Origin of the sequence: Agrobacterium sp. O3.4 (genome assembly GCF_041414895.1) — a bacterium.
GTDB lineage: Bacteria > Pseudomonadota > Alphaproteobacteria > Rhizobiales > Rhizobiaceae > Agrobacterium > Agrobacterium cucumeris.
Genome location: NZ_JALPZP010000006.1, coordinates 92,848 through 108,463, shown reverse-complemented (window position 1 = coordinate 108,463; position 15,616 = coordinate 92,848). Strand labels below are relative to the sequence as shown.

At 59.9% G+C, this 15,616-nt stretch carries 12 protein-coding genes; 2 read left to right on the top strand and 10 right to left on the bottom strand.

From position 1 onward, the window contains the following. Window positions 1-293: 293 nt before the first annotated feature. Window positions 294-1,850, top strand: a complete 1,557-nt coding sequence (locus tag M0412_RS21985; protein WP_269702408.1) for a TerC family protein — start codon at window positions 294-296, stop codon at window positions 1,848-1,850. A gap of 120 nt (window positions 1,851-1,970) precedes the next feature. Here M0412_RS21985 and M0412_RS21980 read toward each other — a convergent pair whose 3' ends face one another. The 7 genes from M0412_RS21980 to M0412_RS21950 all read right to left on the bottom strand — a co-directional run bounded on the left by M0412_RS21980 (window position 1,971) and on the right by M0412_RS21950 (window position 10,082). Continuing rightward, a complete protein-coding gene (locus M0412_RS21980; RefSeq protein ID WP_142842939.1) occupies window positions 1,971-2,597 on the bottom strand; it encodes a dual specificity protein phosphatase in 627 nt (208 codons plus the stop codon). 32 nt (window positions 2,598-2,629) lie between these two features. Continuing rightward, window positions 2,630-3,547, bottom strand: a complete 918-nt coding sequence (locus M0412_RS21975; protein WP_269702406.1) for an inositol monophosphatase — start codon at window positions 3,545-3,547, stop codon at window positions 2,630-2,632. A gap of 60 nt (window positions 3,548-3,607) precedes the next feature. Beyond that, complete coding sequence (locus M0412_RS21970) at window positions 3,608-4,678, bottom strand: ABC transporter substrate-binding protein (RefSeq protein WP_269702657.1); 1,071 nt, start codon at window positions 4,676-4,678, stop codon at window positions 3,608-3,610. Between the two features lie 95 nt (window positions 4,679-4,773). Further along, a complete protein-coding gene (locus M0412_RS21965; RefSeq protein WP_269702404.1) occupies window positions 4,774-5,922 on the bottom strand; it encodes an ABC transporter substrate-binding protein in 1,149 nt (382 codons plus the stop codon). Between the two features lie 14 nt (window positions 5,923-5,936). Next, window positions 5,937-7,061 carry an ABC transporter substrate-binding protein gene (locus M0412_RS21960; protein WP_269702402.1) on the bottom strand — a complete coding sequence of 375 codons (1,125 nt, stop codon included), beginning with the start codon at window positions 7,059-7,061 and terminating at the stop codon, window positions 5,937-5,939. Window positions 7,062-7,095: 34 nt separating this feature from the next. After that, window positions 7,096-8,229, bottom strand: coding sequence for an ABC transporter ATP-binding protein (locus tag M0412_RS21955; RefSeq protein ID WP_046801011.1), 1,134 nt, complete (start codon window positions 8,227-8,229; stop codon window positions 7,096-7,098). Next, window positions 8,229-10,082 (bottom strand): iron ABC transporter permease, encoded by a 1,854-nt coding sequence (locus tag M0412_RS21950; protein WP_269702399.1) that lies wholly within the window; start codon window positions 10,080-10,082, stop codon window positions 8,229-8,231. The genes M0412_RS21955 and M0412_RS21950 overlap by 1 nt, the downstream gene beginning before the upstream one ends. Window positions 10,083-10,599: 517 nt before the next feature. Here M0412_RS21950 and M0412_RS21945 point away from each other — a divergent pair. Next, entirely contained in the window at window positions 10,600-11,586 is a 987-nt protein-coding gene (locus tag M0412_RS21945) for a LacI family DNA-binding transcriptional regulator (protein WP_142842946.1), read from the top strand. Here the strand turns inward: M0412_RS21945 and M0412_RS21940 are convergent. From M0412_RS21940 to M0412_RS21930, 3 genes are all read right to left on the bottom strand, one after another. After that, entirely contained in the window at window positions 11,583-13,226 is a 1,644-nt protein-coding gene (locus tag M0412_RS21940; RefSeq protein ID WP_142843015.1) for a Na/Pi cotransporter family protein, read from the bottom strand. The two genes, M0412_RS21945 and M0412_RS21940, sit on opposite strands and share 4 nt — an antisense overlap. Before the next feature lie 79 nt (window positions 13,227-13,305). Further along, window positions 13,306-14,991, bottom strand: coding sequence for a metallophosphoesterase (locus M0412_RS21935; RefSeq protein WP_269702397.1), 1,686 nt, complete (start codon window positions 14,989-14,991; stop codon window positions 13,306-13,308). After that, window positions 14,985-15,593 carry a dual specificity protein phosphatase gene (locus tag M0412_RS21930; RefSeq protein WP_269702395.1) on the bottom strand — a complete coding sequence of 203 codons (609 nt, stop codon included), beginning with the start codon at window positions 15,591-15,593 and terminating at the stop codon, window positions 14,985-14,987. The genes M0412_RS21935 and M0412_RS21930 overlap by 7 nt, the downstream gene beginning before the upstream one ends. Window positions 15,594-15,616 lie beyond the last annotated feature (23 nt).

The window sequence follows — 15,616 nt, the reverse complement described above, 5'->3', positions numbered from 1 at the left end:
CCACATCAGGCTCCAGCTGCCGGCATCAGGCCAGGCTGGATGAAAATGCTTTCCCGTCCAGGAGAAATCTGCTAATTCAGCCCGCACAAGAATTCACGGATAGCGGGATAAATTCGCCCTATGCCTGACGAAGGCGACAGTACCGACAGTAGTCGACACCGAACGAGGCTGGCTCGCGTGAAGCGCAGCCAGCCTCGGATTTTCTTGTTTTCCTCAACGCGACAGCTTTCAGCCTCGGATGTTCAGTCCGGGGCTTTACGTGTTCGCATCCATTCCCATAAAGGCTCCTGAACATGGAATTCCTAGCAGATCCGAACATCTGGATCGGCCTCGTCACCCTTATCGTTCTCGAAGTCGTTCTCGGCATCGACAATCTCGTCTTCATCGCGATCCTTGCCGACAAGCTACCACCACACCAGCGCCACAAGGCTCGGGTCATCGGCCTGTCGCTGGCGCTCATCATGCGCGTCCTGCTGCTGTTTTCGATCTCATGGATCGTCACGCTGACGCGGCCACTATTTACAGTCGCGGACTTCTCCTTCTCCGGACGCGATCTCATCCTCATCATCGGCGGCGCCTTCCTGCTCGCCAAGGGAACCATGGAGCTGCACGAACGGCTTGAGGGTGACCACAAGCCGAAGCAGGGCAAGGTGGTCCATGCGGTCTTCTGGCAGGTCATCGTGCAGATCGTCGTACTCGACGCCGTGTTCTCGCTCGATAGCGTCATTACCGCCGTCGGCATGGTCAACAATCTCTGGGTAATGATCACCGCCGTCTGCGTGGCCATGGCCGTGATGATGGCGGCCTCCAGGCCGCTGATGACATTCGTGTCGAAACATCCGACCGTGGTCATTCTCTGCCTAGGCTTCCTGTTGATGATCGGGTTCAGCCTGATCGTCGAAGGTTTCGGTTTCCATCTTCCGAAGGGTTACCTCTATGCGGCCATAGGCTTTTCCGTGCTCATTGAGGCGGCAAACCAGCTTGGCAGGCGCAACCGCGAAAAGCGCATCACCGCCGGTGATATGCGTGAGCGCACCTCCGATGCCATTCTGCGGCTTCTCGGCGGCCGGGTGGGTGAACAGCCGCTTGGCGAGACGGCCGATCTTATCGCCGAACAGGCCACCCTCAGCGACCTGTTCAAATCCGAAGAAAAGGACATGATCCGCGGCGTGCTGACACTTGCCGAACGCCCCGTCGTCTCGATCATGACGCCACGCACCGAGATCGACTGGCTGGATATCGACGCCGACCCGGAGACGCTGCGCCACCGCCTGCTGGAACTCGACCATTCCCGGTTGATGCTCGCGCAGGGCAAGCTGGACTCCTTCCTCGGTGTCGCGGCCACAAAGGACCTGCTGCGCGATCTTCTGCGTGACGGCCGCCTGAACCTTGAAAGCTCGCTGCGGCAGCCGCTTGTGGTGCATGAGAGCGCCACGGCCCTGCAGGTCATGGAACAGTTGCGCAAATCCCCGTTGCAGATGGCTGTCATCATCGATGAATACGGTACGCTGCAGGGTATCGCCACGCCGACGGATATTCTCGAGGCGATCGCCGGCGAATTCCCTGAAGAAGGCGAAGAACTGCTGATTTCGGAAAAGGCGGAAGACGGCTCCTGGCTTATCGACGGCGCCGTCGATATCAGAAGGGCGTCTTATCTTCTCGACATCGATCTCGTGGATGAGGCCGACCGTTACTCCACCGTCGCGGGCTACATCCTGTGGCGTCTCAACCGCCTCCCCGAGGTCGGCGAGCGTGTTTCCGGCGACGGCTTCGCTTTCGAGATCGTATCCCGTTCAGAACGGAACATCGAGAAGGTCCGGGCGTGGAATGACGCGGTGAGCGAAGCTTAAAACCGAACGGCCGAGAGGATGCCTGACTGGCGACCTCTCGGCACACACGGCGTCACCCTCGGCCTCGTGCCGAGGGTTTGTCACTGCCCCGAAATCAGCGAGGACCGAGGCGGCCTTTCTTTAATGCGCGGCGTCGATCATCGCGATCCAGCCGGCAGCCCGGCGGGCAGCGTCCGCAAGCACGGGCTTCGGTGCCTTGAACCATTCGTTTTCCGGCAATTCACGCTTCACGCGAACGAAGTCGATGGCATCGTCAAGCGTCGGGAATTCCACCGGCAGCGTCAGGTGCAGAAAAAGCGCAACGACGGCGACGGAACGCGAACGTCCTCCCCGGCAATTGATGAGCACGCTGCCGCGCTCCCGCCGGGGATAGGACGGTTTGTCGGGCAATATCTGCTCCAGCGCCGCCCGCAGAATATAATGGGCAGCAACCATCTGGGTATCGGGGTTTCCGGCGCCATCGATCAGGCCGATCTTGTAATAACGGATTTCGCCCGGCCCATAGACACTGCCCTCATGATCGGAAACGATTTGCGGCTGCTCCACAAAATTGAAATCGAGATTAACGGCGCAATTGACGACGGTGGTGATGCCGTTCTGACGCAGAAGGTTGAGGTCGCTTGCGCCTTCCTTACCCGAAATGAACAGATCGACGCCATAAAGCGGATGCCGCTCATAGATGCGGCTGAGCTTCGGCAATTCGCGGGATTCCTGCTCTGGGGATTGGATCTTTTCCGGTTGTGGCATGTCATGTCTCCGTCGGTGCCGATATTACGTCTTCAGGCCTTTGTGGCCGGCTGGCTATGCTGCGCTTTTGCCCTTGCGGTGCGGTCTGCGGATATGGACCGCGCCACCCGCTGCAATGTCGGGTAGTTCGCCCCTTCGCCCGTGGCGATATAGCCGGGGCAGAGGAAATCGGCGGAGCCTTCCGCCACCTTTCCAAGGGTCAGTGGCTCATAGGTTCCACCAGCATTTTTGAGAATGAGGATGGCTGCGGCCACATCCCAGGCATTAACGCCGAAACCGGCGGCCGCATCCGTCCAGCCCGCTGCAACATGGGCGATACTGAGCGCGGCGCTGCCAGGCCGGCGCAATGTCGAGAAGGTCTCGACAAGAGCGCCGAAATTGGCGAGCGCCGCTTCCCGCCCATCCAGCCGGAAATCACGCGAGACAGGATAACCGGTGATCAAGGTCGCCCGGGTCTCGTCTGCAACACTGCGGGAGCGCAGCTTGTCTCCGTCCAGATAGGAAGCTTCAAGGTTGGCGGAAAACATCTGGTCCGCCACGGGATCATAGACCACGCCGGCAACGGCCTCGCCGTCAATGACGGCGGCAATGGACACGCACCAGAAGGCGAGGCCACGGGCGAAATTAGCCGTGCCGTCAATCGGATCGACATACCACTGCACATCGCCGCTGCCGATCTGGCCGCCTTCTTCGCCCATGATTGCTGAATTGGGTTCGCTTGCGAGAATGACGGCACGAATGGCGGCTTCAGCACGCTTGTCATGAATGGTGACGATGTCGTGGAGATCGACTTTATAGTCCACCGCCATTTCCGAGCGGAATGCCGAAAGCAGCGGATCACGCACGGCACGCGCCGCCGTCTCGGCGATTTCCATCAGCCGCATCGAGCGGGAAAGCGCCGCCTCATTTCCAGATTTGCGCTCGGTTGAAGATGCGGTCTGCATTGGCATATCCAGTCTGTTCATTCAAAAAAGAAGGAGGAGGCGCGGCCTGGGCCGCGCCAGCCGGGATTATTTCCTGTAGTTGACGCGCCAGACGTCCTGCCATTCCTCACGGCGGTCGAAGTCATCAAGGCCGGTGGCGGAATCATAGCCCATCAGCCTGTCGGCGACCTTCATAAGCCCCGAGGGTTCGTCAGCCGGCATCTTGATGTCGATATTGGTCGGCAGCTTGCCGTCCTTCATCTGCGGGGCGATGCCCTCTTCCGTCAGGACATAATGGATGAAGAGCTTCGCCATATTCGGGCTCTTGGTCTTGGAGGCGATCAGCCCAAGCTTGATGTAGGTCCAGCCGACCCATGGATCGAGGCCCGTGCAGAGGCCGAGCTTGTAACCCTTGTCGACATTGTCGCGAAACTTCGCCGAACTGAGCAGGCCGAAGAAAGGCTGTTTCTGGCCGGGCGCACCGACAGCTTCCGCCACCGGGTCATCACCTTCGGTGGCAAGTGGGCCGTTTGCAGCCATTGCCTTGATCCAGGCGGCCGACGCGCCTTTTTCCTCTATCTCCTTGCCGAAATGGGCCTTGTAGGCTGCAGCCACCTTCTGATTTCCATGGGCTTCGAGCTGGTTGAACCAGTCCGTATAGGTGCTCTTGCTCAAGGGATCGACCATGGCGACCTTGCCTTTCCATTTCGGCTCGGTCAGTTCCCAGATGTTGCCCACCGGGCATTTGTCATGGGCTTCGGTATTATAGGCCCAGACGTTGGCGTTGGTGGAAATTGCCAGCGGGTTCTGAAACTGCGCCGGGATTTTCGCCGCCATGTCGCCCGGCAGGTAATTCTCGACAAAACCCGCCGGCAGAAGCTGTGCGAGTGCCGATGGCGCATCGGTAATCAGCACCACATCGCCCTGCACATTGCCGGACTGGCTTTCGCGGATGATCATTTCCAGCTGGCTATTGGCCGAAACCTTAACACCCGTTGCCTTCAGCCCGTATTTGGCGCTGAACTTATCGGCCATCTCGACGATCTTGCCGGTGCTGTCATAGATATTGATCGGCTTTTCCTGCTTTGCCGCCGCCAGGATCTTATCCAGATCGAAGGCCTCTTCGGCCGCAGCGGCCATTGCAGACAATCCGATCATTGCCGCAGCAATAGCTGACGCCGCTCTCAAATTGGTTCTTTTCATCGTTTCCCCTCCCAAGGAAAAGACAGGCGGGCTTGGCGCCCGCCTTCCGTTTATTTTTTGTAGTTCACCCGCCAGAAATCCTGCCAGCCTTCGCGCTTGTCGAGGTCGTCGGCCGCCGTTGCGGCATCGAACGCCATCAGCTCATCGAGATGATCTGCGACCTTCGAGGGTTCATCCGCCGGCAGGGCGATTTTCGTGTTGCCGGAGAGTTTGCCGTCGGCGGTCTGCGGTGCGATGCCCTCTTCCGTCATCAGGTAATGCAGGAAAAGCTTTGCCGCATTCGGGCTTTTCGTCTGCCCGGCAATCAAGCCGAAACCGGGGTATAGAAATCCGGAAAAGGGCTTTACGCCGCTGCAAAGCCCGAGCTTCAGCCCCTTGGCCTCATTGTCACGATATTTCGCCACCGAGGTGATGACGAAGAAGGGATCGGCCTGCCCCGGCGCACCGGCCGCATCCGCAACCGAACTTGAATCCGTCAGCAGCGGCGCATTTTCGGCAAAGGCCTTCACCCAGGCTGCCGTTGCGCTTTTTTCGCCCGTTTCCAGCTTCTTGCCGTAGAGGTCCTCATAGGCCGTGGCGACATCGGCATCGTGGTGGGTTTCGATCTGGTTGAACCAGTCGGCATAAAGCGGCTTGTCGAAGAGATCGAGCATGGCCAGCTTGCCCTTCCACCGCGGCTCCGTCAGCTGCCAGATATTGGTGACCGGGCATGTGTCGTATTTCTCGGTATTGTAGGTAAACACATGCGGATCCGAGACGACCACGAGCGGATCGCGCAGCTTTTGCGGAATATCGCCTTCCATATCCGGCGGTGACCAACTGGTGGCGATGCCTTCCGGCAAAAGCTCCCCCATGGCGGAGGCGACATCGGTTGCGACGCTGACATCGCCGACGACATTGCCGGCCCGATGCTCGCGGATCATCAGCTCAACCTGCGTCGCCTCGTTCACCTTCTTGCCGCTCGCCTGCACGCCGTATTTGGCGGTGAACGCCTGCGCGGTATCAACGATCTTGCCGGTCACCGCATAAACGGTGATCGGCTTTTCCTTCTTCGCAGCATCGATGAGCGCCTCGAGATTGAAAGCGTCCTGCGCATAGGCGGCCCCGCTGAGTGCCAGCGAGAAGCCAAGGCAAATTGCGGAGGCGGTCCCCCGCCGCCTGCGCTCATTGCCATTCCTGTTCTGAGTAGTGATCGTCACCAAGTGCTCCCCCGTTATTTTTTGTAGTTCACGCGCCAGAAGTCCTGCCAGGTTTCGCGCGCATCCCAGTCGTCAAGGCTGGTGGCCATGCTGTAGGGCAGGATGTCATTAAGAACCGCGCCGATACCCGAAGGCTCGTCGGCAGGCAGGCTCACCTCCTTGTTCGTCGACATCTTGCCGTCGATTGCCTGCGGCGCGATGCCTTCAGCGGTCATGATGTAGTGAATGAAGAGCTTCGCCGCGTTCGGGCTGTTCGTGCCCTTGGTAATCAGGCCGACGCCCGGATAAAGCCAGCCGGCCCACGGCTTCAGCTCCTTGCAGAGGCCAAGTTTCATGCCCTTCTCGGCATTGTCACGGAACTTGGCCGAGCTGATGAGGCCCATGAACGCGTCCTTCTGGCCGGGCGAACCCACGGCTTCGGCGGCCGCCGCATCGGCGTCGGTCAAAAGCGGGGCGTTGGCAGCAAGTGCCTTTACCCAGGCTGCGGTCGCGCTCGTCTCTGCTGTTTCGAGATCCTTGCCATAGAGCGCCTTGTAGGCGGCTTTCACCTCACCATCGCCGTGCTTGGCCATCTGGTTGAACCAGTCGACATAGGATGCCTTGCCCAGCGGATCCTGCATCGCCACCTTGCCCTTCCACTTCGGGTCGGTCAGTTCCCAGATGTTGGAAACGGGGCATTTGTCGAAAAGCTCGCTATTATAGGCCCAGACGTTGGCGCTGGTGACGACGGTGAGCGGATCCTGATATTCCGGCGGAATATTGCCGGCCATATCCGGCGGCAGCCAGCTTTCGACAAAACCCATCGGAATAAGCTGCGCCATCGCCGCCGGCGCATCGCTGATGATCGAGACATCGCCCTGAATATTGTTGGCGCGCGCCTCGCGGATGATCATTTCCAGCTGGGCCGAGGCCTTGACCTTCGCACCCTCGGCACCGACACCATATTTCGCGGCAAAGTTCTTCGCCATTTCGACGATCTTGCCGGTGCTGTCATAAACGGTGATCGGTTTTTCCTTTTTTGCCGCCTCGATCAGTGCATTGAGGTCGAACGGCTCTTCCGCCTTCGCCGCGCCGCCAAACGTTGCGACAATTGCCGTTGCACATAACAGCCGGCTCAAACCCGTCATTGTCCGCTTCATACTGCTTCTCCTTCAGCCGTTTTTGCCGGCGTTTTCAGTTGTAGGTGCTGTTGCGTAGAACGGCGTCTGCCTCGGTGACCCGCTGTCCCTTTGCATCGAAAGCGTGCAGGGCTTCCGGCGGCACGTGGAAAAACACGCGGTCGCCGCTGTCGATACGCGGCAGGGAATGAGTGGTGAGGAACAGCGTGTGGTTTTCACTTCTCAGTTCAAGAATCCAGCTGCCGCCGGTTGGCAATACGCCCGTCACCGTCATCTCGCCGGAGAAGCTGCCCTGTGGCACGTCTTCCGGCTTCATCACGTAACCCATCGCCTCCGGCCGCATGCCGACCGAGGCAATGCCGCGCAGCTGCGGATAACGCGCTGCAAAATAGGCCTCCCCCTTATCGGCAACATCGGAGACGCCGGGCTGGCCGAAGGTCAGGATATTGATCGGCGGGCTGCCGACGAATTCGGCGACGAAGCGGTTGGCCGGGCGATCATAGATATCGTTCGGCGTGCCCATCTGCTGCAGCGTGCCCTCGTTCATGACGGCGATGGTGGTGGCAAGCGTCATGGCTTCCCACTGGTCGTGCGTCACGAAGACGATGGTGGTCTTGAACTCCTTGTGCAGCCGCTTCAGTTCGGCGCGCATTTCCAGCCGCAGCCGGGCATCCAGATTGGAGAGTGGTTCGTCCAGAAGCAGAACGCCGGGATTGACGGCCAGCATGCGGGCAAGCGCCACGCGCTGCTGCTGGCCACCGGAAAGCTGCGACGGGTAACGATCGCGATATTTGGCGATATCGAGCGCCTGCATGACGCGTTCGACACGGGCTTCACGTTCGGCCTTCGGCAGCTTGCGCAGACGCAGGCCGAAATCCGTGTTGCGCTCGATCGTCAAATGCGGCCACAGCGCATAGCTCTGGAAGACCAGGCCCATTTCACGCTTTTCCGGCGGCACGAAGATGCCATCGGTAACGGAATCGATCACCCGGTCGCCGACGCGGATTTCCCCGCCGGAGAGGTTTTCGAGGCCGGCGATCATCCGCAGCGTCGTGGTCTTGCCACAGCCGGAAGGGCCGAGCAGGCACATGAACTCGCCGTCACGGATTTCAAGATCGAGATCGGAAACCGCATTTGCGGAATTCACACCGTAGTTTTTCTGCGCACCGCGCAGGTTGATGGTAGGCATCAGCTTCCAAGTCCTTCTGCAAGATTTGTGCGGGTCAGTTTCTGGGCCAACTGCGTACCGAAATAGGCGATGCCGGCGATGATCAGCACCACGGCGTTGGCGGCCTGCGTGTAGTGGTAATCGACCAGTCGCAGCGAATAGGTGGTCAGCACGTCCGTGCTCGGCACGGCCAGGATGACGAAGAGGCTCAAGCCCTTGATGCCCGAGATGAAGGGCAGGAGAACCCCCGTCACCAGCGATCCCTTCTGGATCGGGATGACGATGGAGATCATGCGACGGAACCAGCCGGCGCCGGCAATCTGCGCCGCCTCTTCCGGGTCCTTTCCAAGCTGCGTCATGGCCGAGATGCCGGCGCGTGAGGCATAGGGCATCTGGTCGGCAATCAGCGCCAGTATGAGGATCGTCACCGTGCCATAGAGCGCCGGCATCGGCCCGCGCGGAACGGCAAACAGCGACAAATAGGCGGCGGCAAAAGCGATGCCGGGCACGAGATAGGGCAGGAACGTTACCTGTCGCAGATAGACCGAAAGGGCGCGCACCGGCGTGCGGATGACGACATAACCGACCAGGAGACCGAGAACGCCTGATGTCAGCGAGGCAAGCCCGACGATCATCATCGTGTTTTTCGCCGCCGCCCATAGATCGGGGCTCAAAAGAACGCCGGTCTGCAGAGCAACGGTGTTGAGGTTGGTGCCAATCCAGTAATCGAGCGTGAAGTTGTCGAGCGTGAATTTGGCCGGCATTTTCATGATGGTCGAGAGCGCCAGCGTCAGAAGCGGCAGACCGACGCTGAGGATGAAGATGGCAGCCGCAAAGCCGGTTGCCGGAAGCCGCATCTTGCCGAGGCGGTTTTGCCGGTTCATCGAGCCTTTCGAACCGATGGTCACGAACCGGCGCGCTTCGCGAACGAGGCGGGCATCGATCATCAGCGTGACGATGCCGATGAGCATGATTGAGGCCGCAACGACACCGGCAACACCGGTCTGGCGCGAAGCAATGCTGCGGAACAACGAGGTGGACAGGACTTCGAACTTCACGGGCAGCCCGAGAACATAGGGTACGCCGAATTCACCGAGGCACTTCGCAAAGATCAGCACCATGGAAGACAACAGCGCCGGGCGCATCAGCGGCATGATGACCTGCAAGGCCACCTGATAACGGTGTGCACCGAGAATGCGGGCGGAATCTTCAAGCTGCGAGTCGAAGCGGCGAAGCGCCGAGCCGAACAGCAGGATGACGAAAGGCGTATAATGCAGGGCAAGGATGATGGTGATCGGGAAACGCCCATAGGCAACCCAGTCCGGCGGTGTGAGGCCGATAGCCTCGAACCAGCCGGGCTGGCCGCCAACGGTGCGGTTCTTGAACAGGGTCGTCCACGCCAGCGCAAAGGTCCAGGCCGGCAGCATATAGGGCACGATCAGCGCGGTGGCGAACCAGCGGCGGCCGAACATGTCCGTCCGGCTGATAAGCCAGGCAAGCACGGTGCCGATGACCAGCGAAAGCGCGATCGCCCCGAAAGCCACTGTCAGCGTGTTAAAGAGCGGCCGCCAGAAGAGGTCTGTCGCGACAGGCGAGAAAAACGCCCTGTCGAGATAATAAAGCGTGAGGTCGCCAACATCCTTGCCAAGACGCCGTTCATGGCCGAACTGGACGCGGACGGCGTCGAGAATAATCGAAATGATCGGAACGACGATCAGATAGGTAAAAAGCAGGGCCGTCAGAACGCCGATCAGCGTCGTCGGCTCCCGGAGCGCGACCTTGAGGCGGTATCGCCAGGCCTGCCATGCCGAAGGCGCGGTCGCAGGGGGACGCCCCAATGCCTCCGCCTTCGTCGATTCGCTTAAAAGAGCCATTATCTCTCCCCGTATGGCCACGCCATTGCCCTGACACGCCGGCAAGCATCTGCCTTCGCGAAGCCTGAAAAACAGACGGCGCGTGCGTGACCTTCAACAATGCATCAATGCTTCAGAAGCGGGCTTCCAACCCGCCCACAACGATGATCCCAGCTCCTCCCGAAAACATCGCCGGCAAAGCGGAGGTAGAATAAAAATTCCATAACTCACTTCACCTTGGAATGCATGATCCGTCTTAAAAGACGTTTTGTCAACGAAAAAATGCACACGTGATCACTATCTTATTTATTTGTTTTAAAACGTCTTTTTGTCACAAAACTGTAATTTTTTGAGCGCGACATTCAGAGGAATGTTTTTCCCGACGCGAGGGCAATGGAACGAATGAGACATTTACCCGGGATGTGCGCGGTCATCCCACTCAAGCGCAGCGGCAGGCAGCCGAAAAATTTCGATTGGAATAGCCGACGCCACATCGCCTGTGATATCAGGCATAGGATTTCGCAACCGGGGGAGTTGAATGGCGAGAGGGTTCGTGACAGCCGAAGAGGTGGCAAAAAAGGCCGGGGTCTCGCGCTCCGCCGTCTCGCGCACCTTCACTCCCGGCGGGAGCGTTTCGAAGGTGGTGCGGCGCAAGGTGCTGAAAGCCGCGCAGGAACTTGGCTACCGCGTCAATCGTCTGGCGCAGGGCCTTAATAATGATCGCTCCAACCTCATCGGTGTCGTCGGCGCCAATCTGAGTTCGCCCTTCATTTCAAAGCAGCTTGATCTGCTCAGCATCGGCCTTCTGCGCCGCGGCCTGCAATGCCTGCTGCTGAATGCGGCGGATGCGCGCAAGGACATCGCGCCGCTGATCGAGCTTCTTTTCGAGTTCCGCGCCCAGGCGATCGTCGTTCTCTCCGGCGAACCGCCGGCTTCGATCGTTGATGAATGCATCGCCAATGGCGTGCGCCTCATCCTCATCAACCAGCGTCTCGACCGCACTGACACCAATATGGTGCTGAGCGACGATTCCCACGGGGCCGACCTTGCCGCCATGCGGCTTGTGGCGGCCAAGTGCCGCAAGGTCGCGGTCATTTCCAGCGGCAGCCAGACCCCGGCGCAGCTGCGCCGCGCCGGCGCCTTCACCCAGCGCATGACCATCGAAGGCATCGAGGTCGTTCCCTGGTCCGGCGGACCAACGAGCTATGACAGCGGTTATCAGGCCGGTTGCGAATTGCTGGCCGACAAGGCGATCGATGGCGCATTCTGCGTGACCGATCTGCTGGCGCTCGGTTTCATGGACGCCGCACGTCTGGAAATGGGTCGCCGGGTGCCGGAAGATCTCTCGATCGTCGGTTTCGATGATATTCCGCAGGCCGGCTGGAAAAGCTATCAACTGACCACCGTTGCCCAATCCTTCGACGCGCTGACCGAGAAAGTCCTGACCGCACTCGACAGCGACCTGCCGGAAACCCGGCTTCAGGTCGTGCCCGTTTCCATGGTCGAGCGCATCACCGCGCGCTAACCAACCTGCTTGATGCGGCTTTCGATCAGGAGGCCGCTTTCATCGAGGATCGGATGAGCAACGGCGGCGATATGGGCGTTGATGCGTTTGAGGTCGCGCAGCATGTCCAGATGCACGGAGCTGGTCTGGATGCTATCGGCCCGGCCGTCGCGCAGGCGCTGCAGATGGCGCTCCGAAGACTGCTTTTCGAGGCGCCGCACATCTTCCTTCACTTCCACCAGCCGGCGGGCAAGATCAGCATTGCGGGTCGCGAAAACCGATTGGGCCATGCGGATATTATCCAGTGTGACGGCGAAAAGACGCTCCAGCTCATTCTTGCCGTCAGCAGAAAACTGCAGGCCAAGATCGATCTTCTTGGCGATTTCCGGACGGATGCCTTTCTCGATGATATCGCCGATATGTTCGAGATTGATGGCATATTCGACGATATCCATCGCGCGGCGCTGGTCTTTGCGGCAAAGCCCGTCATGCCCGACCTTCGAGACATAGACCTTGATGTCATGCTGAATACGGTCGACCCGGCCTTCCAGCGTGCTGATGTCGTTGAGTTTCGCGACGTCGCTATCGCGCATCGCCCCATTTGCCTGCCGCAGCATGCGCTCGATCAGGTCGCCGACCAGCAGCACCTCGCGGCTCGCACCGGCAAGTGCTGCAACCGGCTGATCGAGATCGTGACTGTCGAGATAGCTGTGGCTGCTTTCGCCTCCCTCTTTTTCCGGCAGCATTGCCTTCGTTACCCGCAAAAGCAGCGGCGAGAGCGGCCATGCGATGGCGGCAACAGCCAGATTGAAGAAAAGATGCGCATCAACAGCGAGATTGGCGTGCGAAAAGGGCGACATATCCAGAAGCACTGCGCCATATCCGGCAAGAGGCAGGGCCAGAAGACAGCCGATGGCCCTGACGATGAGGTTGCCGACAGTCACCCGCCGCGCCGCAATCGGCGCTTTCAGCGTTGCCAGCACCGGCGGCACCGCACCGCCGAGATTGGCACCGAGCACCAGCACGATGACAAGGCTCGTTTCGATGCCGCCACTTGCTGCGAGCGACAGGATGAGAACCACAATCGCCAGACTGGAAGATGCCAGTACCGCCAGGACGGCGGAGAAAATCAGCGCCACCGGCCAGGCATTGCCAAGCAATGAAATGAAGAGACCAAGCGCCGGAGATTGTCTGATCGGATCGGTCGCCGCGGAAAGAAGGTGCAGGGAAAGCAGCATCAGGCCGACGCCGGCAAGGGCCGCACCCGCTCCCTGCCGCTGCGCCGATTTTTCCCGTAGCAGGATGACGCCAGCGAGGATGAGCATCGGCGACAGCCAGCCGAGCCCGAGCGCGACAATCCACGCGGTCATCGCGGTGCCAACATTGGCCCCCAGCAGCACGATCTGCGCCATGGCCGGCGCGATAAGGTCTTTTTCAACGAAAGAAGCGACCATCAACGCGGTTGCGGTCGAACTCTGCAAGGCGATCGTCGCCACGAGACCGGCAACGAAGGAGCGAAAACCGCCCCGTGTGCCGGCTGCAAGACCGGTGCGAAGCCTGGCGCCAAATGCGCGCGACATGCCGTCCTTGATCTGCGCAAGGCCGAAAAGCAGCAGCGCCACCGCGCCGAACAGATTGATGCTGACAACGACCGATTCCATCGGATCACCTCGCTTGTCGTCCATGCCGCCGGTCTGCACTCCGGGCTGCGATGCGGCGGCCCGTTGCAAAACCTTCAGATCAAACCGCTACGCGCTCATATCGTTGAGGGAGCTGAAGCGTGAGATCACGCGAACTGCCTTCAGCACGTTCCAGAAACAGGCCGAGCGCACCGAAGAAGATTTCGATAAAGCTTTGAACGGAACCGTCGTGGCAATCCGCCTCGCGGCCGAAGCGTTCCGCAAGTACCCGATAGAGCGAAAGCCGCTCTGGCTGGATATGCGGCAGGGCAAGACCCGCACCCTGACGCAGGCAATACCAATCGGCAATCAGCTCGAACATCGGCAATTCAGAAGCCAGCGCGAGACCGTCCGATGTGGATGTGCCCTTTTTTACAATCAGGCCAATAACATCCTGCACGGTTTTATCCGCAACGGCCGCTACCACCTCGGCCGGCCATTCCTTGATGAAATAACGGTGCCTGATCAGCGCCCGTTTGTGGCCAAGCAGAAACTCACCGTAGTTACCCGCCGTAAATGCCCGGTCCTCATCTTCGCCGGCCAACACCATTTCCTGCGCATAGCCTCGGCAAATGCGGCTGTTGATCGGTAGAGCGTCCATCTCCACCGTCTCCACAGTGATTTCCTGCCGCGATGGGTGGACAACCTTGAAGGCGGGCGGAAAGGCCACCAGCGACGGCACGGCGATATTGGTGAGCGAATTCTCCCCTTCCTCGCGCCTTGTTACACCTTCCACATGCAGGTGCCCGCTGAAATGGATGGCAAGCCCGGCGTCGCGCAGCGCATCCTCCACCGCTTTGCGCGGCGTGCGGCGCACGACATTGGTGTCGCCGAACAGCGCGCCCTCGGCACCGCTTGCGCCATCAAAAGGATCGAGCGCCGGATAGTGGGAAAAGCCAAGCAACGTTTTGCCGAGCGCCTCTGCCCTATGACGCACATCGGCAATCCAGTCGATGATGAAGGGCTTGCAGCGCAAAAGCGCATTCCAGCCGCCGGAGGTGCTGTCGGTAAAAGCTGCTTCCTCACCATTTTCGAACGCACCGTCGAGCGGTTCGAAAATATTGGCGTCGATCATCAGTAACCAGAGACCCGGCTCCGGCTCGACGAGATAGGAGGCATCCATCAGCTGGTAGACATTGCGGCCATCGGGCGAGCGCACCTCGTATAGGCGGTCCTCCGCCAAGTCGGAGAGACCGAACGGCGTTTCCCAATGAATGTAGTCCGGCTGGCGGAAGTATCCGAAAGCCGCCATGGGGCCGAGGCCCACTGGATAGCCCTCGCAATACATCCGGTCGCTGATGACAACCTGGTCTCCGGCCCGCCGTGCATCGCTCGAAACGGAAAGGCATCGGCCATTTTCTGTCAGGAATTCCTTGGTATGGTGCCGGCCGCGCGGGCCGAAAATATCGTGGTTTCCGGGCAATGCATAAAAGGCGGTGCCATGGGCATCGCGATGCTGCTCCAGAATGCCCTTCAGCGTTTCGCTGGTCGCCCGCTGGCCGTCATCGGTATAGTCGCCCAGCAGCACCACATGGCGAATGCCGCGCTGCCGCACCTCTTCCAGCGCCGCATGCAGCGCATCGGCGCTCTCGTTGAAAACCCGGGTAGATTCGCGCGTGTCCGACCAGCTGCGCATGGTGATGCGCTCGCCATCGATCTCGATGCCCGGAAATCCGAAATCGGCGGCGGTATCATGAAAATGCGCGTCGGCAATGACGGCAACGGAGGGAAGCGCACGTGTCAGCATGATTGGACGGTCTTTCTGCCTTCAACCATGTCGATCCAGTCGGAAGCACGGCGGGCGGCGGCATAAAGCATGGGTTTCGGCGTCTCGAACCATTCGTCGGGCCGCAATTCCCGCCTGGTGCGGATCACGGAAACCGCGTCGTCAAGGGTGGGGTAAAGATGCGGCTGCTGCTTATGGAGGAAAAGCGCCACCAGCGAAACGGAGCGGCTGCGGCCACTGCGGCAATTGACCAGCACATTGCCGCCATCGGGAAACGGATAGGTTTCGCGTTTCGGCATGGTCTGGCGAAGCGCGCCGTCAAGAATATAATAGGCCCCCAGCATCATCGTGTCGGGGCTGCCTTCTCCGTCGATCAGGCCAAGCTTGTAATAGCGGATATCGCCATAACCCACGGGGCGTCTGTCGCCCTCTTCCGCCGCCGCCTGCACGAGATTGATATCGAGGTTGACGGCGCAATTGACGACAGTGGTAATGCCGTGCCGGCGCAGGAGCCCGAGATCGCTCGCACCATCGCTGCCGCCGATGTAAAGCGCAGCATTATGCGGGCCGAGCCCTTCCGCAATCAGGCTGATTGCAGGCCGGGCATAAACGGGTCCATCCATGTCATTCCTCCACATGCGCCAAG

Coding starts and splice junctions, on each gene's coding strand:
- M0412_RS21985 (WP_269702408.1), top strand. CDS start 294: ATGGAATTCCTAGCAGATCCGAACATCTGGATCGGCCTCGTCACCCTT.
- M0412_RS21980 (WP_142842939.1), bottom strand. CDS start 2,597: ATGCCACAACCGGAAAAGATCCAATCCCCAGAGCAGGAATCCCGCGAA.
- M0412_RS21975 (WP_269702406.1), bottom strand. CDS start 3,547: ATGCCAATGCAGACCGCATCTTCAACCGAGCGCAAATCTGGAAATGAG.
- M0412_RS21970 (WP_269702657.1), bottom strand. CDS start 4,678: ATGATCGGATTGTCTGCAATGGCCGCTGCGGCCGAAGAGGCCTTCGAT.
- M0412_RS21960 (WP_269702402.1), bottom strand. CDS start 7,061: ATGAAGCGGACAATGACGGGTTTGAGCCGGCTGTTATGTGCAACGGCA.
- M0412_RS21955 (WP_046801011.1), bottom strand. CDS start 8,229: ATGCCTACCATCAACCTGCGCGGTGCGCAGAAAAACTACGGTGTGAAT.
- M0412_RS21950 (WP_269702399.1), bottom strand. CDS start 10,082: ATGGCTCTTTTAAGCGAATCGACGAAGGCGGAGGCATTGGGGCGTCCC.
- M0412_RS21945 (WP_142842946.1), top strand. CDS start 10,600: ATGGCGAGAGGGTTCGTGACAGCCGAAGAGGTGGCAAAAAAGGCCGGG.
- M0412_RS21940 (WP_142843015.1), bottom strand. CDS start 13,226: ATGGAATCGGTCGTTGTCAGCATCAATCTGTTCGGCGCGGTGGCGCTG.
- M0412_RS21935 (WP_269702397.1), bottom strand. CDS start 14,991: ATGCTGACACGTGCGCTTCCCTCCGTTGCCGTCATTGCCGACGCGCAT.
- M0412_RS21930 (WP_269702395.1), bottom strand. CDS start 15,593: ATGGATGGACCCGTTTATGCCCGGCCTGCAATCAGCCTGATTGCGGAA.